The 22,659-nt window shown below is 62.3% G+C and carries 15 protein-coding genes; 7 read left to right on the forward strand and 8 right to left on the reverse strand.

The window, feature by feature from the left end; all coding sequences use genetic code 11:
* Positions 1 to 337 precede the first annotated feature (337 nt).
* The 3 genes from ACR9WD_RS04080 to ACR9WD_RS04090 all read left to right on the forward strand — a co-directional run bounded on the left by ACR9WD_RS04080 (position 338) and on the right by ACR9WD_RS04090 (position 3,174).
* The gene (locus ACR9WD_RS04080) at positions 338 to 1,726 is read left to right on the forward strand and encodes an MFS transporter (protein ID WP_190264713.1); all 1,389 of its coding nucleotides are present in this window, start codon (positions 338 to 340) and stop codon (positions 1,724 to 1,726) included.
* 181 nt (positions 1,727 to 1,907) lie between these two features.
* Positions 1,908 to 2,648 carry an SDR family oxidoreductase gene (locus ACR9WD_RS04085; protein WP_434922784.1) on the forward strand — a complete coding sequence of 247 codons (741 nt, stop codon included), beginning with the start codon at positions 1,908 to 1,910 and terminating at the stop codon, positions 2,646 to 2,648.
* Between the two features lie 70 nt (positions 2,649 to 2,718).
* Positions 2,719 to 3,174, forward strand: coding sequence for a DUF6176 family protein (locus ACR9WD_RS04090; protein WP_233125301.1), 456 nt, complete (start codon positions 2,719 to 2,721; stop codon positions 3,172 to 3,174).
* A 75-nt stretch (positions 3,175 to 3,249) separates the two neighbouring features.
* Here the strand turns inward: ACR9WD_RS04090 and ACR9WD_RS04095 are convergent, their stop codons facing one another.
* A complete protein-coding gene (locus tag ACR9WD_RS04095) occupies positions 3,250 to 5,034 on the reverse strand; it encodes an acetyl/propionyl/methylcrotonyl-CoA carboxylase subunit alpha (RefSeq protein WP_434922785.1) in 1,785 nt (594 codons plus the stop codon).
* Positions 5,035 to 5,334: 300 nt separating this feature from the next.
* Here ACR9WD_RS04095 and ACR9WD_RS04100 point away from each other — a divergent pair, with 300 nt between their 5' ends.
* Complete coding sequence (locus ACR9WD_RS04100; protein WP_434922786.1) at positions 5,335 to 5,757, forward strand: hypothetical protein; 423 nt, start codon at positions 5,335 to 5,337, stop codon at positions 5,755 to 5,757.
* Between the two features lie 188 nt (positions 5,758 to 5,945).
* On the opposite strand, the gene ACR9WD_RS04105 is transcribed toward ACR9WD_RS04100, so the two are convergent.
* Positions 5,946 to 6,464: a CGNR zinc finger domain-containing protein gene (locus ACR9WD_RS04105; protein ID WP_434922787.1), complete on the reverse strand. Its 519-nt coding sequence runs from the start codon at positions 6,462 to 6,464 to the stop codon at positions 5,946 to 5,948.
* 25 nt (positions 6,465 to 6,489) lie between these two features.
* Between ACR9WD_RS04105 and ACR9WD_RS04110 the strand changes: the two genes are divergently transcribed.
* Positions 6,490 to 6,693, forward strand: a complete 204-nt coding sequence (locus ACR9WD_RS04110; protein WP_434922788.1) for a hypothetical protein — start codon at positions 6,490 to 6,492, stop codon at positions 6,691 to 6,693.
* A 54-nt stretch (positions 6,694 to 6,747) separates the two neighbouring features.
* Here ACR9WD_RS04110 and ACR9WD_RS04115 read toward each other — a convergent pair whose 3' ends face one another.
* From ACR9WD_RS04115 to ACR9WD_RS04135, 5 genes are all read right to left on the reverse strand, one after another.
* A complete protein-coding gene (locus ACR9WD_RS04115) occupies positions 6,748 to 7,389 on the reverse strand; it encodes a Maf family protein (RefSeq protein ID WP_141359257.1) in 642 nt (213 codons plus the stop codon).
* Positions 7,386 to 10,889 carry an MMPL family transporter gene (locus tag ACR9WD_RS04120; RefSeq protein WP_434922789.1) on the reverse strand — a complete coding sequence of 1,168 codons (3,504 nt, stop codon included), beginning with the start codon at positions 10,887 to 10,889 and terminating at the stop codon, positions 7,386 to 7,388. The genes ACR9WD_RS04115 and ACR9WD_RS04120 overlap by 4 nt, the downstream gene beginning before the upstream one ends.
* Before the next feature lie 4 nt (positions 10,890 to 10,893).
* The gene (locus ACR9WD_RS04125; protein WP_434922790.1) at positions 10,894 to 11,565 is read right to left on the reverse strand and encodes a TetR family transcriptional regulator; all 672 of its coding nucleotides are present in this window, start codon (positions 11,563 to 11,565) and stop codon (positions 10,894 to 10,896) included.
* A 113-nt stretch (positions 11,566 to 11,678) separates the two neighbouring features.
* Complete coding sequence (locus ACR9WD_RS04130) at positions 11,679 to 13,055, reverse strand: dicarboxylate/amino acid:cation symporter (RefSeq protein ID WP_434922791.1); 1,377 nt, start codon at positions 13,053 to 13,055, stop codon at positions 11,679 to 11,681.
* A gap of 235 nt (positions 13,056 to 13,290) precedes the next feature.
* Entirely contained in the window at positions 13,291 to 13,707 is a 417-nt protein-coding gene (locus ACR9WD_RS04135; protein ID WP_434922792.1) for a DUF2975 domain-containing protein, read from the reverse strand.
* Positions 13,708 to 13,983: 276 nt separating this feature from the next.
* On the opposite strand from ACR9WD_RS04135, the gene ACR9WD_RS04140 reads away from it, so the two are divergent.
* Positions 13,984 to 14,373, forward strand: coding sequence for a VOC family protein (locus ACR9WD_RS04140; RefSeq protein ID WP_434922793.1), 390 nt, complete (start codon positions 13,984 to 13,986; stop codon positions 14,371 to 14,373).
* Between the two features lie 53 nt (positions 14,374 to 14,426).
* Here the strand turns inward: ACR9WD_RS04140 and ACR9WD_RS04145 are convergent, their stop codons facing one another.
* The gene (locus ACR9WD_RS04145; protein ID WP_434922794.1) at positions 14,427 to 16,094 is read right to left on the reverse strand and encodes a DUF885 domain-containing protein; all 1,668 of its coding nucleotides are present in this window, start codon (positions 16,092 to 16,094) and stop codon (positions 14,427 to 14,429) included.
* A gap of 353 nt (positions 16,095 to 16,447) precedes the next feature.
* Here ACR9WD_RS04145 and ACR9WD_RS04150 point away from each other — a divergent pair, with 353 nt between their 5' ends.
* A complete protein-coding gene (locus tag ACR9WD_RS04150; RefSeq protein ID WP_434922795.1) occupies positions 16,448 to 22,648 on the forward strand; it encodes an Ig-like domain-containing protein in 6,201 nt (2,066 codons plus the stop codon).
* The last annotated feature ends 11 nt before the right edge of the window (positions 22,649 to 22,659 follow it).

Consider the following 22,659-nt stretch of genomic DNA (forward strand, 5'->3'; position numbering starts at 1 on the left):
GCTCACTGGGCCTGTTGAACCTGAGGGCGAACGCCAGCGAAGTCCTGAAACGCGACATGTTTTCCCAATACCCGTAATACAAGATGTTGTGACTCCATTCACTTTGACGAACCACTCTGATATAAGTGTAGAAACTGTTTTCTCAGGTCACGTCTCAATATGTGGAAGTGCATATTCGCGCTAGTAGACCCGTGAATTGCCGATCTCGGTTCAGGTTCCATTAACTACGTGTCCAAATAATGGACATCAATATCCGAATGCTGGTCACCGAGGTTTACGATTATGACAGCAAAATTGAACATCTCACTCGTACTTTCACTCTAAGGAGCAGCCTCACATGTCGCAGGCTAACCAAGCAGTGGCGCCGAAGGAAAACACCCGCGGTCGCGTGCTGTTCGCCAGCATGATTGGCACCACTGTCGAATTCTTCGACTTCTATGCCTACGCCACCGCGTCGGTTCTCGTTTTCCCAGCCCTGTTCTTCCCCAACGCTTCCACCATCAACGCGATCCTTTCCTCGTTTGCGATCTTCGGTGTGGCATTCGTGGCTCGTCCGCTGGGTTCGATCATCTTCGGCCACTACGGCGACAAGCTCGGCCGCAAGGGCACGCTGGTAGCCTCGTTGCTGCTGATGGGTATCGCTACCTTCCTGATCGGCTTCCTGCCGCCGGCTGCCGGCCACTGGACCGTATTGGCTCCGACCGCACTGGTGCTGCTGCGCTTCGCCCAGGGCCTGGCGCTCGGCGGCGAGTGGTCCGGTGCGGCGCTGCTGGCAACCGAGAATGCTCCGAAGAACAAGCGCGCCATCTACGGCACGTTCCCTCAGCTGGGCGCCCCAATCGGCTTCATCATTGCAAACCTGATGTTCGTGGCCCTGCAGACCTTCTGCACTGCAGAACAGTTCATGGCCTGGGGTTGGCGCGTTCCGTTCTACTTCTCGGCAGTTATGGTGATCATTGGCCTGTGGGTACGCCTGAAGCTGGTCGAATCCTCCTCCTTCCAGAAGGTTCTGGACCAGAAGAAGGTCGTGAAGTCGCCATTCGCGGTGACCATGAAGAAGCACTGGCGGCCAACCTTGGCAGGTACCTTCATCATGCTGGCAACCTACGTGCTGTTCTACCTGATGACCTCCTTCACCCTGACCTACGGCACCCAGCCAGCCAGCGTCGAGCAGGCGACGGCTGCCGCTGAAGCCAAGGGCAAGACCTTTGACGCATCCGGCTTCGTTCCAGGCCTGGGCATTGAACGCCCAACCTTCTTGACCATGCTGATCATCGGCGTTGTCTTCTTCGGCATCTTCACCGTGGTTTCGGGCCCGTTGGCTGAGAAGTTCGGCCGCCGCAAGTTCCTGATCTGGGTCACCTCGGGCATCCTGGTCTTCGGACTGGCATGGACCTTGTTCTTCGGTCCAGGCCAGGGCGCTGCCATGGCCGGTCTGATCATCGGGTTCACCCTGATGGGCCTGACCTTCGGCCCGATGGCCGCCTACCTGCCAGAGCTGTTCCCTTCGAACGTGCGCTACACCGGCTCGGCCGTTGCCTACAACCTGTCCTCGGTGATCGGCGCGGCCCCTGCCTCCTTCGTGGCTGTGGCCCTGTGGAAGGCCGGTGCCGGCAACACCTTGGGTGTTGGCCTGTACCTGGCGCTTGGTGCGGTACTGACCCTGGTTGCGCTGTTCATGACTCGCGACACCTCGGACATGGACATGGAAGAATGGGTCGAGTAATTCGACAGCTTTGCTGAGTGAACGGCTCGGCGAATCATCTGGCAATGATGATTCGCCGGGCCGTTTCCCATTGCCGCCGAGCATGGGTGAAGGCGAGATGAATGAGTGCCCCGCCCTTACAACTTCATGCACGGCATCGAAGCATGGGACACGACATGTTCAATACCGAAGGGGAGCGCTCATGCGTATCGCAGTTGCGGGAGGCACCGGTGCCATCGGCACGCTGGTGGTGGAACAGCTCAAGAATGCAGGCCACGAACCAGTGGTGCTCGCACGGTCTGCGGGATGCGACCTGACGAACCGCAGCGCGGTCGAGCAGTGGCTGGTTGACTGCCAAACGGTCATCGATGTTTCCGGAGCCAGCACCGCGAGCGCGGCGGCCTCCATGCGTTATTTCACCCAATCGACGGCCAACCTCGTCAGCGTAGGACGCGAGTCCGGGGTGCAGAACCACGTGGCGCTTTCAATCATTGGCGCAGCCACGGTGGATTCTGGCTACTACGCCGGCAAAGCGGCGCAAGAGCGGATGCTGCAAATGCTTCCCGGCGGTTACACCCTGCTGCGCACTGCACAGTTCCACGAATTCATTGGCCAGAATGTCGGCCGGCTGGGCGCGGGGCCGGTGCAGATGGCGCCGAAAATGCGGATGCAGCCCATCGCAGGCAGCGAGGTGGCCGCCGCGCTCGTTGCCCTTGCCGGGGGACCCGCACAGGGTGTGGTGCTAGACCTTGCGGGACCGCAAGAGGAATACGCTCCCGACTTGATTGCCAAGTACCTGAAATCCCGCGGCAAGTCGCCAAAGATTGTTGAAGTGCCTGTTCCCGGTCTCATGGGCAAGGCAATGCGCGATGGGCGACTGCTGCCCGGCAGTTCCGCCAGGCTAGGCCACGAAACATTCGAAGCCTGGCTCGCTCGGCAGTAGCCTGGGTCTGCCCGAATTCCCACCTCTGCGTGGCCGTGACAAAACTGGCGGATTCTGCAAGCATCACATCATGGACGACAAAGAGCCTTATGTTCCTTATAACCCCACGCCTCGGGACTTTCCCGGTTTTGCTATGCCGTCTTCGGTGCCGCAGGGCATGCGGCTGGAGCTGAGCCGTTCAAGGATCAAGGATGGGCAAGACGAGAACTTTGGTGCCTGGATGGAAACGCTCAATAATCGCTACGACGAATGCGAAGCATCCCTATCCGCGCAGCGGGCCGCGCTGGAAGCAACCTTCAAGCATGTGGAAGCCGATGGTTCGGTGTGGATCTACCACCTGAGCTTGGTGGGCGAGAACGGAAGCGGGCTCGATACCGAACAAGATATCGATGCGACCCACGAAGCGGCTAGCCGCCAGGCGAAAATGCCAGGTTGGGAAGAACTTGAACCGAAGTTCCTGCTCATGCCCGATCATCTCAGGGCATCCATGGTGCACTGGGCAGAGCATGGGCAGGCGCCAGGATAGAAGCAGCGGGCTGAAAGAAAAACACCTGAGGGCCTGGACAATTCTGTCAAGGCCCTCAGGTGTTCATGGCGGGTCCTACTTGGTTTCGTCGATCGACGCGATGACGGCGCCCGATGACAGGGTCTCGCCCGGAGCGATGTCCAGGCCGCTGACTACGCCATCACGGTGGGCGGTAATCGGCTGCTCCATCTTCATCGCTTCCAGCACGACAATCAGATCACCCTGGGAAACGGTGTCGCCATTCTCGACGGCAACCTTCACGATGGTGCCCTGCATTGGCGAACGCAGCTCTGCGCTGTTCGCGCCAGCGGCGCCGGCTGCCTTGCGGCCGGGCTTGCGCTTCTTCTTGCCTGCGGCCTTCTCGGCACCGTTCGAGGATACGGAGCCCAGCGACGAGGGAAGGGTGACTTCCAAGCGCTTTCCGCCAACCTCGACGGTCACGCAGGTGCGTTCTTCCTCGGCTGCCTCCTCGCCGCCCATGGGCATAGGGTGAGGCTCGATGACGGTATCGAATTCGGTTTCGATCCAGCGGGTGTGGACCTTGAAGGATCCCTCTTCCGGAACGAATGACGGATCGCTCATGACTGCGCGGTGGAATGGCAGCACGGTGGCCATGCCCTCGATCTGGAATTCCTCCAAGGCGCGGCGTGAACGGGCGGCGGCGATTGCACGGGTCGGGCCGGTCACGATCAGCTTGGCGATCATCGAGTCGAAGTTCCCCGAGACGGTCTCGCCCTGCTCGATGCCCGAATCCACGCGGACGCCGGGGCCGGTTGGCAGATTCATCTTGGTGATGGTGCCGGGGGTCGGCATGAAGTTGCGGCCGGCATCCTCGCCGTTGATGCGGAACTCGAAGGAGTGGCCGCGCAGTTCGGGGTCGCCGTAGCCCAGTTCCTCGCCACGGGCGATGCGGAACTGCTCGTGCACCAGGTCCATGCCGGCGATCTCCTCAGAGACCGTGTGCTCGACCTGCAGGCGGGTGTTGACCTCGAGGAACGAGATCACGCCGTCCTGACCCACGAGGAATTCGCAGGTGCCGGCGCCGGTGTAGTTTGCCTCGCGCAAGATGGCCTTGGACGCTTCGTACAACCGGGCGGTCTGCTCTTCGCTCAGGAACGGGGCCGGGGCTTCCTCTACCAGCTTCTGGTTTCGGCGCTGCAGCGAGCAGTCGCGGGTGGAAACGACAACCACATTGCCATGGGTATCGGCCAGGCACTGGGTCTCCACGTGGCGCGGTGCATCCAGGAAGCGTTCGATGAAGCATTCGCCGCGGCCGAAAGCCGCGACGGCTTCACGGACTGCCGAATCGTACATCTCGCCGATTTCTTCGCGGTTGCGGACAACCTTGATGCCGCGTCCGCCACCGCCGTAAGCGGCCTTGATCGCCAATGGAAGTCCGTGCTCGTCGGCGAAGGCATACACCTCTTCCGCCGAGGCCACCGGGTCCTTGGTGCCGGGCACCAGCGGAGCGCCCACCTTTTCAGCGATGTGGCGGGCCTTGACCTTGTCGCCGAGCTTGTCGATGGATTCCGGCGAAGGACCGATCCAGGTCAAGCCTGCGTCGATCACGGCTTGGGCGAACTCCGCGTTCTCCGAGAGGAAGCCGTAGCCAGGGTGGATCGCGTCGGCGCCGGAGCGTTCGGCGGCGTCCAGGATCTTCTCAATGCGAAGGTACGATTCAGCGGCGGTGGTGCCGCCCAGTGCGTAGGCCTCATCAGCCAGGCGCACATGCATCGCATCGCGATCCGAGTCGGCATAGACCGCAACAGACTCGATTCCCTCGTCGCGGGCGGCACGGATAATACGCACTGCAATCTCGCCACGGTTGGCGATAAGCACCTTCGTCAATGGATTCATCATGAACCTTGTCTTTTAAAAATAGGGTTTCTCAGCTTAGAGCCTATCGTTTTTGTGGGAACTATATGTAGTTATCGCCTAAAACGAGGGTGTTAGGGTGAAATTTTTAGAGGAATCCTACAAAGCTGCCTCGCTCTATGGCTTCGTTGCACCCGCCCGATATGGCCTGCGGCCGCTACCACCCGCCGGGCCATGGAGGGAACGCCGCTTTCCGCTTGCATGTCGGAGGTGCTGGCATCTGCCCTATCCGTCCTGTGCCGGTCGAACTAGGCTGTCGATACTATGAAAAACAAGGAGGCCGCCGTGGGAAACCGGAGAAAGGCGCTGTGCGCGCTGCTCGCTGCTGGAACGCTGGCACTGGCAGCCTGTTCCAGCGGGACCGGAATTCCGGCGCTGGACCGAGAACCTGGCGAAGCTGACCAGTGGCCAGGCGATAAGAGCCAGCTGGAAAACCTTGATTCGCAGTCCGTGCGTTTCCTGGTGGCAAATGGCGGTGCTGACTACTTCGCCGTCGCTTCTGCCGATAAGCAGACTACCTGCCTCTTCAAGTTCGTCGATGGAGAAGACTCCGCCGCTGGCGGATGCGGCGGAGCAGGGGGTGCGGATGCCATTGTTGAGGTGAATACTCCCGAAACAGCGATGATGCTGGTCCGGGCCGGAACTGACATCTCGCACTGGGAAGATGCGGGGTGGACCAGGATCCACGAGAACGTTCTCGTGTTCTAGCTGGGTGGCTGTCATGGAATTCCTGAAAGGCCGATCAATCCAATCTGCCTTGCGCTCCGAGGGGCCCGCCCATGCCGGTGCCGCGCCCGGGACAGGCAACTGTGGACGGGACTTCATGCCTTGGCAAACCCACGGGGCATCCAGCCAAGCCAATGCGCTTTGGATTCAGCGTGGAGCGGGCTCGGCAGCTACGCCTGCCGCTCACGGTGGCGCCTGACTGCCGCGCGATTGGCGCAGCGCACAGAGCAGTAGCGCTGGCGCCCGTTGCGCGTCACGTCCACAACCACGTTGGTGCACGGTTCCGCTTCGCAGCGCCGCAGCCGGTGCATGCCTCGGGTGGTCAGATGCAATGCCGTGCCAACGCAGAAAACCGAGCGCAGCACCTGGGGCAAGCTCTGGCCGTCATCGCGATAGTGCAGGTGCCATCCCTCGTCATCATGGTCCACCAGGCGCGGATAGGCTGAAGCGCGAGCGGCCTGCACATTGAGCAGCCGTGCCCGTTCGGAATTCGAGGGCGCGTCAATGATGTCCAGCCAGTCATCCACCACCGCACGCGTTTGGACGTAGTCCGAGCCAAGTCGCGGAAAGGGCATGGTCATGCCGTGCTCACGGGCGCGTCGCTCGATGCCATCGCGGTCCGCGGGCCAATCATTGGCCAGCGATGCGGCCAGCAGCACCGCATATTCTCCGTAAGGGTTGAGTTGCATAAGAAGATTACATCATGCTGGAGCCATGACTACTGCACAGCACATCCACGCCGCTGGTTCCCGGAAAGAAGCTGATCTCCACGAGCACAGCTGGCAGACCGAATCCAGCCATCCGACGTCCACTGGAATTGTTGAATACCTCCAATGCCGCCGATGCCGGCGCCGCATCATGCGCCAGCGCAGCTTCGCCGAGGAGCAGATGCTGCTGAGCAAGGAACTGCAGGCATGAAAAAGGTGCCTTCCGCCATGCAGCGGAAGGCACCACCATCCGGCAAGAGCCGGGCTATTTCCAGAGATCCACGAGGCTGATCCCGGCCTGCGCCAGCAGGCCGCGCAGCACGAAGACATCCAAACCTACAACGTTCTGGAAGTTGCCTTCGATGGACTCGATGAAGGCCGCGGCCAGCCCATCAATGGTGAAGGCTCCGGCACAGGGCAGTGGTTCCCCGCTGGCTACGTAGGCCTCGATCTCGGCATCGCTCACGGTGGAGAAATGCACCACGGTCGACGAGACCTGGCCGCGGGCCTGGACTGGATCGGCGGTATCGATCAGCCAATGGCCCGAGTGCAGGATGCCGGTGGCACCGCTCAGCTGCTGCCACCGTTCGCGGGCCACCTGCGCGGTGTGCGGCTTTCCGTAGGCCACGCCATCAAGCTCGAAGACCGAATCGCAACCCAGCACCACGGTGCCATCCGGCTGCCCGGCCTGCGCCACATTCTCAGCCTTGGCACGGGCCAGCAGCAAGGCGGTCTGCGCTGGCGACTGATCGCCATCGCGGTCCACCGCGGCGGCAAGCACTGCGTCTTCATCCACCTCGGATACCTGGGTGGTGAACATGATGCCGGCATCGGACAGAACTTTCTTGCGTCCCCAGGAAGCCGAAGCCAAGAGCAGCCGGGGTTCGGGATTCAGCTGTTCGCTCATACTGCCGCGTTCTCCTTGGTCTGGTCCTGGCTGGAGCCGTCTTGGGAAGCGTTGTCCTCGGATTCCAGCATTTCGTTGAGCTTCGATCCTTCCACATCAACGTCGGGCAAGATCTTGTCCAGCCACTTGGGCAGGTACCAGGCCTTGTCGCCCAGCAGGTGCATGACTGCAGGAATCAGGGTCATGCGGATGATGAACGCATCGAAGAGCACACCGAAGGCCAGCGCGAAACCGAGCGGCCGGATCATTGCCAGGTGCGAGAACACGAAGCCGGCGAAGACCGAAATCATGATCAGCGCGGCGGCGGTGACCACCGGTGCTGCCATCGAGAAGCCGGAACGGACGGCTTCCTTGGCAGGCTCGCCGTGGGCGTAGCGTTCGCGCATCGCCGAGACCAGGAAGACCTGGTAGTCCATGGCCAGTCCGAACAGGATGCCGGTGAGCAGGATCGGCAGGAAGGACAGCAGCGGACCTGGAACATTGACATCGAACAGCGCGGAGAACCAGCCGAACTGGTACACCATGACGCTGGCGCCGAAGGCGGCCGCGAGCGAAAGCAGGAAGCCGCCGGTAGCCAGCAGTGGGACCACTACCGAGCGGAAGACCAGCAGCAGCAGGATCAGCGACAGGCCAACCACGATGCTCAGGTATGGGACCAGCGCGGAGGTGACCTTCTCGGAGACGTCAATCTGTGCGGCAACCTGGCCGGTCAATGCAATATCGGCGCCGGTGGCTTCGGAGAACTTCGAGTAGTCTGCGCGCAGCTCGTGCACCAGCGCCTCGGTGGCTTCCGAGGACGGGCCATCGGTAGGGATCACCTGGATGGCGGCCAGGCTGCGGTCGTCGGTCATGGTGACCGGGATGGCGGCCACGACACCGTCGTATTCGCGCAGCAGGTCAGCCACGTCGAGGCTCTTCTCCTCGGCTTCGCGCTCGCTCAGCCCGGCCGGCAGGTCAGCCAGGACCAGCAGCGGGCCGTTGTAGCCCGAGCCGAACTTGTCGCTGGTCTGCTCGTAGGCCTGGAAGGCCTGCGAATCAGCAGGTTCAGCACTGCCATCGGGCAATGCGGTACGCATCTGCGTGGCCGGCAGGGCGATGGCACCCAGAACGACGACCACCAGCAAGGCCACTGGGACTGCGATCTTCGTGACCATGCGCACCCAGCGGGTGGAGACCGATTCCTTGACCTTCGGATTCTCGGCATCGGCGGCGGCTTTCTTCCGGGCCCGCTTGGATACCAGCTTGTTGCCAGCCAAGGACAGCAGCGCCGGCAGCAGGGTGATGTTCAGCAGCACCGAGCACAATACGGTGAACGCGGCCGACAGGCCCAGGACGGTCAGGAACGGAAGTCCCGGGACAGCCAGTGCTGCCAGCGCAATGATCACGGTCAGGCCGGCGAAGACCACCGCGTTGCCGCTGGTTCCCACTGCGCGTGCAATCGATTCTCCGACCTCCATGCCGGACAGCAGCTGCGAGCGGTGGCGGTGGATGATGAACAGCGCGTAGTCGATGCCCACCGCCAGGCCCAGCATGAGCGCCAAGGCAGGGGTAATCGAGGCCATGTCGATCAGCGAGGAGAACGCCATGGTGGTGCCCACGCCGGCGCCCACGCCGAGGATCGCCAGCAGCAGCGGCAAGCCGGCGGCAACCAAGGTGCCGAGCATGGCCAGCAGGACGATGGCGGCGATCACCACGCCAACGATTTCCGAAGCGCCGAAGACCTGGGACATGTCCTGCATGATCTCCTTGGAGAACAGCACCTGAACCCCATTGGCCTGCGGCCCTGCAGCGATGGCCTTGATCTGCTCGCGGTCATCGGGAGTCAGGGCATCGGTCTGGACCTTGAAGCTTACCTGCGAAACTGCGGTGCTTCCGTCCTCGGAAACGAAACGCATGCCGGAGCTCGCGCCCACCTGTCGGGAAGCGAATTCCAGCTCAGCACGGCCGGACTCCAGGTCCTTCAGGCCCTGCTCGACATCCTTTTCGCCCTGCTCGAGCTCGGCGGTCTTTTCCTTGATGGTCTTTTCGCCGTCTTCAAGCTGCTTCTTGGCTGCTGCCAGTTCAGCCTTGCCTTCAAGGAACTGGGCCTTCTTGGCATCGAATTCACGCTGCCCGGCTTCCAGCTTGGCGCGGCCTTCATCGAGCTCGGCCTGGCCCTGGTTCAGCTTCGCCTTGTTGGTGGCGATTTCCTTCTTGGCTGCATCCAGCTGCGCTTTGGCTGCATCCAGCTGGGTTTTGGCGGCATCAAGCTGGCCGCGGTTGGCTTCCAGTTCCTTGTGGCCGGCCTTGGCCTGGGCCTGGCCGGCGTCGAGTTCCTTGCGCGCGGCATCAAGCTGCTTCAGGCCTGCCTCTGCCTTGGCGATCTGCTCCAGCGCGGCGGTGGCCTGCTTCTTGACGGCGGTAGCTTGACGAACGGCATCTTCGGCCTTGGGCTTCGCTGCTTTCGCAGCAGCCAAGCTGCCTTCTTGCTTCGCTAGCTGCTCGGTGTATGTATCAATTTCTTCTTGGTTTCCAGCGGCCTCGGCTTCGGCCAAGAGCCGCTGGGTGTTCTCGATCTGGGCAGGCAGATTCTTGATCGCCGCTTCAGCTTCGGCCAGGCCTGCCTGTGCCTCGGCCAGTCCGTCCTCGGCAGCCTTCAGGCCCGCGGTGGCTTCCTTCTTGCCGTCGGACAGGTCTGCCTCGAATTCCTTGCGGGAGGAGTCGCCGAGCAGCTGGTCCATGCCAGCCTGGTATTCCTTTTCGCCCGCGGCCAGTTTGGCATCGGCGGCTTCGAGCTTCTTCTCGCCAGCCTCGAACTGTTCCCGGCCCGCGTCGTATTCGGCCTTGCCGTCCTTGTATTGGGCCAATCCGGCCTCGTACTTCGCTTCGCCAGCCTCCAGCTGCTCGCGGCCGGAGTTCAGCTCACGCTGCCCGGCATCCAGCTGTGCGCGGCTATCGGCCAGCTGCTTTTCGGCTGCGGCGATCTGCGGTTCAGCATCCTGGATTTCCTTCTGCCCGTCGAAGTACTGGGCCCAGCCTTCGGTGAGCTCCTCACGGCCATCCTTGAGCTGCACCTTGCCATCGGCAATTTGCTCCTTGGCATCGTCCAGCTTTTTCTGGCCGTCAACCAGTTCCTGCTGCGCCTTGTCCAGCTCAGGCTGCGCCTTGTCGAGCTGTTCCTGCAATTCGAAGGGGCTCATGGCCTCGATGACCTGGGAATGCATGCCCAACTGGTCCAAGGACTCGGCGATGGCCTGCTTCTGGGTTTCATTCAGCGGCCGGTCCGAGCTTTCGCGGAACACGATGGAGCCGGAACCGCCGGCGAGATCCGGAAGTTCTTCCTTCATCCGGTCCAGGGTGCGCTGGGTTTCGGTTCCCGGAAGGGTAAAGGTATTGGACAGCTGGCCCATGAACAAGCTGGCGCACAGCCCAATGAAGATGAAGGCTGCCAGCCACATCGAAATGACGCGGTAGCGGTGCAGGTGTGCCCATCGCGCGAGGCGGTAGAGGAGGGAAGCCATGAGCTTAGATGTCCTTCATGGTGCTAGTCCTGGAAAGCGGCAAGGCCTTGAAACCCTCGTCAAGGGTTTCCATGGCCTGGGTAATCAAGGAATGGAAGACGGAAATGAGTTCGGGGGAGATGTCCATGCCGACAGTTTCGGTGGCGGGCAGACGTTCGATCCACTCGTCGAAGGCGGCTTGGCCTGCGCCGAGCAGCGCATGGGTGAAGACCCTGACGGTGAAGGTATTGGCGTGCGGATAGCGTCGGGCCACCTTCTCGATGACTTCAGTGGCGGCTGTCTGCCATTCATTCATCATGGCGGGGAAGCCGCAGTTGGCACCTTCGGTCCGCAAGAACGCACCGAAGTGAGCCACCTGTCCGAGCAGCCGCGCGACATCATCGGACTTGAGCGCTTCGATGATCGCTTCCACCAATGGCATGGAATCAGTCAGGTCGCTGATGGAATCCACCATGGTTCCCAGAACCTGATGCAGCGGATAGGAATAGACCGCATCCACCGAGGGGAAGTAGTTGAAGAGCGTTCGCCGGGAGATTCCTGCCGCCTCGGCGATCTGGGTCGCAGTGAGCGCGGTGCCAGAGCCGTGGCGGAGCAGATCCGCGACGGCTTCGACGATGGCTTGTTTCGTCGCCTGCTTGTTCAGTTCGCGGCGGGTGCCGGTACTTGGAGAAGTCACATGATTACACTACGTGCAAAGTTGCACTCTGTGCAAAAGGAGTGGGCGTGACCTTAAACAAGAAATCGGCGCACGGGCGAAAATGCCCGTGCGCCGATCATCACCAGCAATGCCTACTTGGCCGCGGCTGCCACAGCATCTGGAGCCGAGATGCTTTCGTCGGCAAAAGGATTGCCATTGCGTGGAGCGTTGTACATGTCGATGTCCAGGATGCCCTCGCGCTTGGCGACAATGGTTGGAACCAGTGCCTGTCCCGCGACGTTCACCGCGGTGCGGCCCATGTCGATAATCGGGTCAACGGCCATCAGCAAGCCGACGCCTGCCAGTGGAAGGCCCAGGGTGGACAGGGTCAGCGTCAGCATCACGATGGCGCCGGTGGTGCCTGCGGTTGCCGCCGAGCCCAGGACGGATACCAGGGCAATCAGGAAGTAATCGGTGAGCGAGAGCTCGACGCCGAAGAACTGGGCAACGAAGATGGCGGCGATCGCCGGGTAGATGGCAGCGCAGCCGTCCATCTTGGTGGTGGCGCCCAACGGCACCGCGAAGGAAGCGTAGCCCGAAGGCACGCCGAGGTTGCGTTCGGTGACGCGTTGGGTCAATGGCAGCGTGCCAATCGACGAGCGCGAGACGAAGGCCAGCTGCACGGCGGGCCAAACGCCCGAGAAGTACTGCTTGATGGACAGGCCATGAGCACGGACCAGGACCGGGTACAGCGCGAACAGCACCAGTGCCAGGCCGACATAGATCGCTACGGTGAATTTGCCCAGCGCGCCGATGGTGTCCCAGCCGTAGGTGGCGACAGCGTTGCCGATCAGGCCAACCGTGCCGATCGGTGCAATGCGGATGATCCACCAGAGGACCTTCTGGATGATCGCCAAGATAGAAGTGGAGAACGCCAGGAAGGGTTCTGCTGCCTTTCCGACCTTGAGTGCGGCGATGCCCACAGCAATGGCAATCACCAGGATCTGCAGGACATTGAAGCTGATCGAGGTGGTGGCGGTGGCATCATCGGCAAGCTTGGTGCTGGCGCCCAGGCCCAGGAAGTTGGCTGGGACCAATCCGGTGAGGAAGCCTAGCCAGTCGCCGGTCTTGCCGGTGTAGTCATCCGGCATGTCCTGGCCGGTATTCGCTCCGGGGCGGAAAACGGTGCCGAGGACCATGCCGATGACGACGGAGACCAGAGCGGTGATGGCGAACCACAGCAGGGTCTGCCATGCGAGCCGTGCTGCATTGGTGACCTTGGCGAGGTTGGCAATCGAGGCGACAACTGCAAAGAAGATCAGCGGGATTACCGCGGTGCGCAGCAGGGCTACGTAGCTGGATCCAATGATCGACAGGGCTTCGCCCAGGCCGTTGGGCTCTTCGGCGGTGCTGCCGGTGTACTTGGCCACGAGGCCCAAAAGGAGACCGACAATCAGTGCCGCAATGATCTGCGGTCCGAAACTGGTCATCCAGCGGGGAAGCTTAGATGCAGGTGCGTTAGTAGACATGCGTTCAAGATTAGGGTGCTCATCTGCTTGGGCAGGAGTCAATGTTACTGAACATGACGATATTTCGTTGTTTGTGCTTCATTGCACTCCAAAGCGGTGCCGGGGGTCACAAACCCGGCGAAACTACGCGAGAAATGAAAGGTTCCTTGGGCGCCGAAACAAAGTTCGCCATTTGGGAAATTCTGCGTGTCGTTTATTGTTTCTGGACTATTTGCCTTGACTGTGCAATGGAAAGTCAGATCACTGCACGCATCTCGGCTTCCAGTCCTCTTGCCGACGCGAGCAGATTGCGCATCACAACCAGCAGCCAGGTGGCGGCGCTGCCGAACGCCACGGTGCCAGCGACCATCAAGAATACGCCGGGACCGCCGGCGCCGACGATCGCCAGCAAGTGAAATCCCAATCCCAGGACCAAGAAGGTGGCGATCGCGGATGCGCAGATGATGGTGGTGACCCAGCGCAATGAACTATTCTCGAAGATTCTCTGGCGTTGAACCTTTGACAGCAGTATCCAGATGCAGGCCAGGGCAACCTGCAGGCATATGGTTCCCGCCGTCACCACCCATCGGTATGGGGTGGCCAGATAGGCAACTTCGGGATGGATGCTGACGGACTCTGCGATAAACAGCGGCAAAATCAGCGTCTGGGCCAAGAGTGCGCCGAGGAAGATAGCGATCAGCGAAGCCCGAAGCAGAGCAATGGCAGAATTCGTCATACGATTGATTATCAATCATAATCTATCGATTATCAATAGTCTCTGTCGAGTGCATCGCGATTTCACGCTACTGGACTCCGTGATTCGGGGCGGTGATCTCACACGCAGGGCCTGCCAGCCTTGATCTGTCGGTGTCTTGTGGAAAGGTAGGAGCCAGCAAAGCGGTGCGAATTTATTGCCTTGGTCCATTCCGGAGCGGAAAGAAGGAAACTAATGCGCGTATACATCACGAGTGTCTTCGTCGATGACCAGGCGAAAGCCAAGGCGTTTTATACCGAGGTGCTGGGTTTCAAGGTGAAGCGCGACATTCCCGTCGGGGAGTACAGCTGGCTGTCCCTCGTCGCTGCCGACCAGGAAGAAGGTCCTGAAGTCCTTCTCGAACCGGCGGCGCATCCAGCGGTCAGGCCATACCGCGCGGCGCTGAAAGCCGATGGCATCCCGGCAACGTCTTTTGCCGTTGATGATGTCCAGGCGGAATTCGAGCGCTTGGGTTCATTGGGGGTGGAGTTCACCCAGGAGCCAATGGACGCAGGTCCCGTGATGGTGGCGACCTTTGATGACACCTGCGGCAATCTGATCCAGATTTCCAGCTACAAGGCGTAATGCAAATTGGCGGCCCTGCAATATGCAGGGCCGCCAAAATGCATTGCTGGTAGCTACTTGACCAGTGCGCGCTTCAGGGTATCCAGGCCCACTGAACCGAGCTGCAATGCCGCGGTGTGGAAATCCTTGAGCGAGAAGTTCTCGCCCTGGGCCGCTGCGAGATCATCGCGGATCTGCTCCCAGAGTCGCTGGCCGATCTTGTAGGACGGGGCCTGGCCTGGCCAACCGAGGTAGCGGTTGTACTCGAAGTCCAGCTGCCCCTTGGACATGTCCAGATTCTTCTGGAGGAACTCGTAGCCGTTTTCGGCATTCCAGGTGCCGGAGCCCCACTGCGCGGGGACTTCCAAGCCCAAATGGACACCGATGTCGAAGACCACGCGAGCTGCGCGCAGGCGCTGCGCATCAAGCATGCCCATGTAGTCGCCCGGGTCGTCAAGGTAGCCCAGCTGGTGCATGAGGCGCTCGGAATACAGTGCCCAGCCTTCGCCGTGGCCGGAAACCCAGCACATCAATCGGCGCCAGCTGTTCAGCGTAGCTGCCTGCATCTGCGCGGTGCCAATCTGCAGGTGATGGCCCGGCACGCCTTCGTGGTACACGGTGGTCAATTCGGCCCACGTGGTGAATTCATCTTCTCCCGGCGGAACCGACCACCACATCCGGCCCGGACGGCTGAAGTCTTCCGACGGCCCGGTGTAGTACACGCCGCCATCCTGGGTGGGCGCAATCATGCACTCGATGCGGTCCATGGGTGCCGGGATCTCGAAATGCGTGCCCGACAAATCGGCCATGGCCTGATCTGCCTTGCCCTGCATCCAATCGCGCAGGGCGTCGGTGCCTTTCAGCTTTCGTGCCGGATCCTCGTTGAGGATCCTCTTGGCTTCCTCAATCGTGGCGCCCGGCTTGATCTGCTCGGCGACGCGCTGCTGATCGGCGATGATGGCATCAAGCTCGCCAACTCCCCAGGCATAGGTCTCTTCCAGGTCCACTGTTGCGCCCAGGAAGCGGCGGGACATCAGCGAATAGTACTCCCGGCCCACCGCGTCTTCGGCTGGTGCCTGCGGCAGGAGTTCATCTTGCAGGTAGGTGGCGAGCTTGCGGTAGGCCGTCTTTGCGGCGTCTGCACCGGCTTGAAGCTGTTCCTGCAATGCGGCATCCACCGTGGTGCCGGAGGCGGCCAGCTGGTCGAAGAAGCCGCCGTCCTTGGCGTAGTCGGTGGTTTGCATGATCACAATGGAGACCTGGCGCTGTGCGGCGACCAAGCCGTTCGAGGCGGAATCGCGCAGGGAAGCAATGTAGCCGTCAATCGCGGCAGGGATGTTCGACATCCGCTGGGCGATGAAGGCATAATCCGCGGAGGTATCCTGCGGCATCAAATCGATGATCGAGCGGATTTCCTGTGCCGCGCTGGCAATATTGTTCAGTTCGGTGCGCCCGGTGAACAGGATTTCCAATTCCAGGCTCAATCGCTCGGTCATCGCATCGAGGGAGACCTCGTCAATGGCGTCGACCGGGGTGGCGTTGGCCAATGCGCCCAAGGTCTCGCGCAGCAAGCTGATCATCTGGGTCGTGCCGGCAGGGGAATAGTCGCCGTAGGCGGTTTCGTAACCCGGCATGCCAAGGGAAACTCCCCACTCCGGGGTCAGTTCAAGGGATTTGGCGAAGAAATCTTCGGCGATCTGGTCGATGGCCGAGGGATCGCGGTGCGGTGCGGGGGATGTCATGTAGCTAACAGTAGTTGATATGAAAGATTTGTTGAAGACTTTTCCGCGGGTTCATTCTCTATTACTTATCCCTCGCCCAAGCTGGCATTCAAAGGGTGAGGGCTGCATCGCTAGAGTTGCCAGCGATGGATGTGTGTGCAACACCTTGGAAAGCAGTGATCCGCGGTAAGCCATGAACGGCCTTCCGGATTGTGTTGCGTTGCCGAACCGCCTAGTCAGCATGCATGGGGAGAACTCTCCATGGCGATGGTTTTGTCAGTTCGTTAGAATTGGAGGGCGACGAATCTGATTTTGGGGAATAAGGCCGGATTCCAGCGCGCACTCGTACCAGCAAAACAAGGACTGACCTCTAGATGGCAAAAGCCGCTTCGACCGGATGGACCGGACTGCTCAAAAGCACCGGCTTCAAGGTGACTGCTATTCCAGTGGTGGCGGCGCTTGCCGTAACCGGTGCCATTATCTATCCGGGCTTCGAAACCGCTGACGTGGAACTGAACGACGGCGGCGTCTGGGTGGTGAATCAGTCCGAAGGCAAAATCGGGCATGTCAACTACCAGTCGCGCACCATTGACGGCGGCGTCGCCACCCCTCTGGCCAACTACGACCTGGTCCAGCATGAGGAAAGCGTGCTGGTGCGCAACATTGAACAGGCATCATTGACCACCATCGACCCCGCGATGGTGCAATTCGCCGGCGACAACAACCTGCCTGCCAACTCGTCCTTCTCTTTCGGCGCCTCAGTTGTTGCAGTTACCGACGCAGAACACGGTACCGTCCATGCCAGCAATCTCGAGCAGATCGCGGAATTCAAAGGCGAAGGCGCCGAACCGCTGATCGAATCCAAGGGCGAAGTCGCCGCCGTGGTTGGCGCCGATGACACCATCTGGGCCGCAGACATTGGCGCCGGAACCCTGTCCAGCTTCACCCTGGACGACGAGGGAACAGCCGAGCTCGGCGAGGAAATCGAAATTCCCGAACTGGCCGAAATGAAGAAGCCGCAGCTCTCGGCCGTGGGCAAGGTCGGCGTGGTCTTCGATGATGCCAGCGGCCAGCTGGTCACCTCCGAAGGCGGCTCCGCGATCCTGGAGAACCCGGCCAACGCCAAAATCCAGTCCCCGGGTCCGGAAGCCGAGACCATTGCCGTCGCGCTGGACCAGTCGCTGGCCACGGTGAGCTTGTCCGGCAAGGACGCCAACTACGAGCAGCTGGAAACCGCCGGCACCCCGATCCAGCCGGTGCGCGTCGGATCCTGCACCTACGCGGCCTGGCAGACCAGCGGCGAATACCTGCGCTTCTGCGACAACCCGGCCGATAACCAGAACACCAGAATCCCGGAAATGACCGAGGGCGCTGAACTGGCATTCCGCGTCAACCGCGACGTGGTCGTGTTGAACGATGTGCATTCGGGACAGGTCTGGCTGGCCAATGAAGGCATGGAAATCGTCAGCAACTGGAGCGATCTGGAACCGCCTGCCGGCGAGGGCGAGGCCAAGGAAGAAGAAACCAAGGAAATCACCGACGCCATCGAGCTGCCCAACCGCACCGAAGAAAACAAGAAGCCGATTGCCGAAGACGACACCTATTCGGTGCGCCCCGGCCGCACCACCTTGCTCCCGGTGCTCTATAACGACGTGGACCCGGACGGCGACTTGCTTACTGCCAACCTGGAGGGCGCTGCGCCTTCGATCGGAGCCGTGCAGCCGGTCCATGACGGCACCGGATTCCAGATTGTGGTTCCCGAGGACGCCAAGGGCGGGGCGAGCTTCGCCTACACCACCAAGGACGGCCGCGGGGGACAGGACACCGCTCGGGTCAAGCTGAACGTGGTGGATGAAGACACCAACAAGGCCCCGGAACAGCAGCGCACCACCGTGCTGCGCGTGCAGCAGGGCGAATCGGTCAGCCACAACGTGCTCACCGACTGGACCGACGCGGAAGGCGATGACCTGCGCCTGCTCGGCGGCACCTCCGAGGGCGATGACGTGATCCGGGTCCAGCCCGATGGCACCCTGACCTTCCAGGACGATGGAAAGAAGCTGGGCCAGAAGGAATTGGCCATCCAGGTCTCCGACGGCCAGGAAGGCACCAAGGGCCGGGTGCTGATCGAGGTCCTGGCCGACTCCGTGGTCAAGCCGGTGACCGCCACCGACCACGTGGTGGCCACCATCAATGAATCCGCCAGCTTCACCCCGCTGGAGAATGACACGGACCCCACCGGAGAAGGACTGCGCCTGGCCGGCGTGGACGATGTGCCCGGACTGGAACTGAAGACCAATGCGCAGACCGGAACCGTGACCGCCCGCGCCGAACGGGCCGGTACCTACTACGTCGAATACATGGCCACCAACGGCCCGGCCAGCGCCCCCGGCCTGGCCCGCATCGACATCAAGAAGCCGGAGGAAAAGGCCGAGGACCCGATCGCTGTCCGCGATGTAGCCCTGTTGCCTGCCGGCCAGGATGTGCTGGTCAACGTGCTGGGCAACGACACCGACCCGGCCGGCGGCGTGCTGGTGGTCACCGGCGTGCAGACCGCCAGCGACAAGCCATTCTCCACCTCGGTGGAACGCAATACGTTCGTGCGCATCACCGACGTGCGCGGCCTCACCGACCCCACCACCATCAGCTACACCGTCTCCAACGGCTCCCGCGAAGCGACCGGCTCCATCCGGGTGATCCCGATTCCGGCCCCGCCGCGCATGGATCCGCCGCAGGCCAACCCCGACACCGTCACCGTCCGCGAAAACGACGTGGCCACCGTCAAGGTCCTGGAAAACGACATCCACCCCAACGGCGGAGAGCTGATCCTGCGCCCGGACCTGGAAGAAGCCGATGACCTGGGCGAGGGATCCTTGATCTCGGTCGCCGATGAGACGATCCGCTTCCGTGCCGGCGACTTCGGCGGCAAGGCCAAGCAGGTGTCCGCGGTCTACACCGTGGCCGGACCCGACGGCCAGGAAACCAGCGCCAGCGTCACCTTCAACGTGCTGCCCGAAGCGGAAGCCAACGACCTGGAGAAGAACAGCCCGCCGAACCCTGAACCGGTCACCGGGCGCGTGTTCGCCGGATCCAGCACCAACGTGCTGGTCCCGATTGACGCCATCGACCCCGATGGCGACTCGGTGTCGCTCGTGCAATTCGGCGATTCGCCGCGCATGGGCACCGCGAAGATCCGCGGGGCCTCCATCGACTACACGGCTAATCCCGATGCCTCGGGCACCGACGAATTCAGCTACGTGGTGGAAGACCGCCTGGGTGCCCGCGCCACCGGCACGATCAAGATCGGCGTGGCGCCGCTGGCCGAATCCAATAATTCCCCGGTAGCGGTCAACGATTTCCTGACCGTGCGCCCGGACCGCCCGGTCGCCGTGGACGTGATGGACAACGACACCGACCCGGACGGCGACCCGATCGCCTTGATGAGCGAGGTCTCCACCGAATCCAGCACTGAAGTGGAAGTCGTTGACGGCCGCGTCACCCTCACCTCGCCTCCGGAAGACGGCAACGTGTCGATCCGCTACATGATTTCCGATGGCCGCGGCGGCACCGCGGCGGGCACGCTGAGCGTCAAGTCCGATCCCGAGGCGCAGCTGCTCGCCCCGATTGCCCGCGACGACCGTGTGTCGCTGGAAGAAGTCATTGCCGATGAGCAGGTGACCGTCGATATCCTGCGCAACGACGAGGACCCGGACGGCAGCTCCAGCGAACTGGAAATCAGCTTGCCGGACAACCCGTCCACCGCCCAGGTGACCGAGGACGGCCTGGTGGTCACCGCCACCGAAGAGGCGCAGATCATCGCCTACACCCTGACCGACCCGGACGAACTGACCTCAACTGCTTTCGTCCACGTGCCGGGCACCGCCGGCGCCCGTCCGATCCTGCGCAGCGGGCTGAACCTGCAGGTCCAGGCGGGAGAAGTCCTGCCGCTGAACTTGGAAGACCTGGTCCTCGTGCGCGATGGCCGCACCCCGCGCCTGACCACCGAGGAATCGGTGACCTCGATGCCGCAGAACGACGGCGAACTGGTCAAGTCCGCCACCGAGCTGTCCTTCCGCGCCCCGGTTGACTTCGACGGCTCGGCGACCGTCAGCTTCGAAGTCACCGACGGCACCGGCCCCGACGATGAAAAGGGGCTGAAGTCCAAGCTGACCCTGCCGATCAACGTCACCCCGGCGCCGCGCCAGAACGATTCCGAGGAACGCCAGAACCAGAACGAGGAAGGCCAGCCGGAAGAGGACGAGCCTGAGGAAGAGGAAGAAGAAGAGGAGCAGCCCGACGAGGAGAACTTCGCTCCGACCCTGCAGGCCAATTCCCTGGCCGTGGGCCAGGGCGAGGAGCCTGCCTTCCTGGACCTGCGCATGGCCGCCGGCGATGCCAATGAAGAGGACGTCCCGAACCTGAAGTTCGCCATTGCCTCGGTGGACATCCAGGGCGTGACGGCCGAACTGGTCGAGGGGCACAACCTGAAGGTCAGCGCCGAAGCATCGACCCCGAAGGGCACCACCGGCAGCGTGACCGTCACGGTCAGCGACGGCGTCAACCCGCCGGTCCCGGCCGCCATGGCCATTACCGTCACCGGCTCGGTGCGCGAGCTGCCGGTAGCCGTGGCCGACAACGTCCCCGATGCCGCCCAGGGCAAGACCGAAGTGGTTGATGTGCTGGCCAATGACCACAACCCGTACGCGGATGAAGGTCCGCTGCGCCTGATCAACGCCCGCGCCCTGGAAGACACCGGGACGGTGGAAAAGCGCGGCGACCAGGTGGCAATTACCCCGAACGACGACTTCGTGGGCACCATGCGGGTGGAATACACCATTGGCGATGTCACCGAAGACGTGGCACGCAACGTCATCGGCACCGTGACGCTGAACGTCAAGGGCGCCCCGGAAGCCCCGGGACTGCCTCGCGTCCAGTCCACCGGCGACCAGAAGGTCGTGCTGCAGTGGGATCCACCGGCAAATAACGGCTCGGACATCACCGGCTACACCGTGCGCGGCGGCGGGCACACCCAGAAGTGCGCCACCACCACCTGCACCATCACCCCGCTGGCCAACGACACCGTGTACAACTTCACCGTCACCGCCACCAACGAGATCGGCGAATCCCCGGCCTCGGCGCAATCTGCCGACGCCCGTCCGGACGTGGAACCCGAGCAGCCGGCCGCCCCCACCGGCACCGACGGCGACCAGCAGGCCGCCTTCAAGTGGACCGCCCCGGTCAGCCGGGGTTCGGCCATCCAGAGCTACACCCTGGAGATTTCCCCGGCACCGGCCAACGGCGTCACCCAGGTCACCGGCATCACCGGCACCTCCTACACCTGGAAGGGCCTGAAGAACGGCACCGACTACCAGGTGCGCGTGCGCGCGGTGAACAAGGCCTCCAAGCCATCGGCCTTCAGCGCCTACTCGGCAGCGGTCACCCCGGCAGGCAAGCCATTCAAGCCAGCGGCGCCTACCGCGGCCCGCAAGGACTCCGCGGTGGATGGCGGCGTGGTCAACGTGGCATGGAACGCCCCGGGCACCAACGGCGCGCCGATCACCGGCTACACCCTGCGCGTCTTCAAGTCCGGCACCCTGGAGAAGACCATCGGCTCGATTCCCGCCAACCAGACCAGCCAGTCGGTCACCGGCCTGAGCACCTCCGGTTCCTACACCTTCACCATTGCCGCCACCAACCGCAAGGGCAGCTCGGAACAGAGCTCCAAGTCGGTGGCGGTGACCCCGTACGGACGGCCCAAGGCAGTGTCCAGCGTGAGCGCCAAGGCCACCGGAGCCAACCGCAAGGTGCGGCTGGACTTCCAGGCCCCTGCCGCGAACGGATCGAAGATCACCGGATACCAGTACTCCACTGACGGCGGAGGATGGAACTCCTTCGGCGGACCGGGCTCGGTGATCGACACCGGTTCCAACGGCACCGCGCACACCTGGCGCGTGCGCGCCTTGAACGCCGCCGGCGCCGGCACCGCCAGCCCGGCCAGCAACAAGACCAGCGCCTACGGTCCGCTGCGCGACAACGCGAAGATTTCCGCGTCGCACGGCAACGACTGGATCTCCTTCAGCTGGAATACCGCCGCCGGGGAATCCAACGGACGCAAGGTCACCCAGACAGTGAAGATCGGTGGCAACAGCACCAAGAACGACGGCTCGCAGAAGGTCACCGGCCTGGGCTACTCCACCAGCCGCACCATCAAGATCGTGGCAACGGATACCGAAGGCCAATCCAGGTCCTGGTCCAAGACGGAGAAGACCAACCCGAAGCCGGCCCGTTCGGTGAAGCTGACCGAGGGACCGAAGTACAACGGCTACGCGAACTCCACCTGCCCGCCGAACTGCTACAAGTACCACGTGGAGCTCTACAACTTCGCCCCGGGAACCCACACCTACCTGGCCCAGTGCTACCACTCCGGGGGGATGTTCTCGGATAACTACGTGACCTTCAACGTCAACGGCAATGGCCGCGCCTCGAAGGACCTGCCATGCGTGATCGAGCCGGGATACTCCCAGCCGTACTTCGCACGCATCGACGGCACCGAATCCGACCACGTTAATTTCAGATAAGCGCGGCATCG

Origin of the sequence: Glutamicibacter sp. PAEs-4, assembly GCF_051161755.1 — a bacterium.
Lineage (GTDB): Bacteria > Actinomycetota > Actinomycetes > Actinomycetales > Micrococcaceae > Glutamicibacter > Glutamicibacter nicotianae.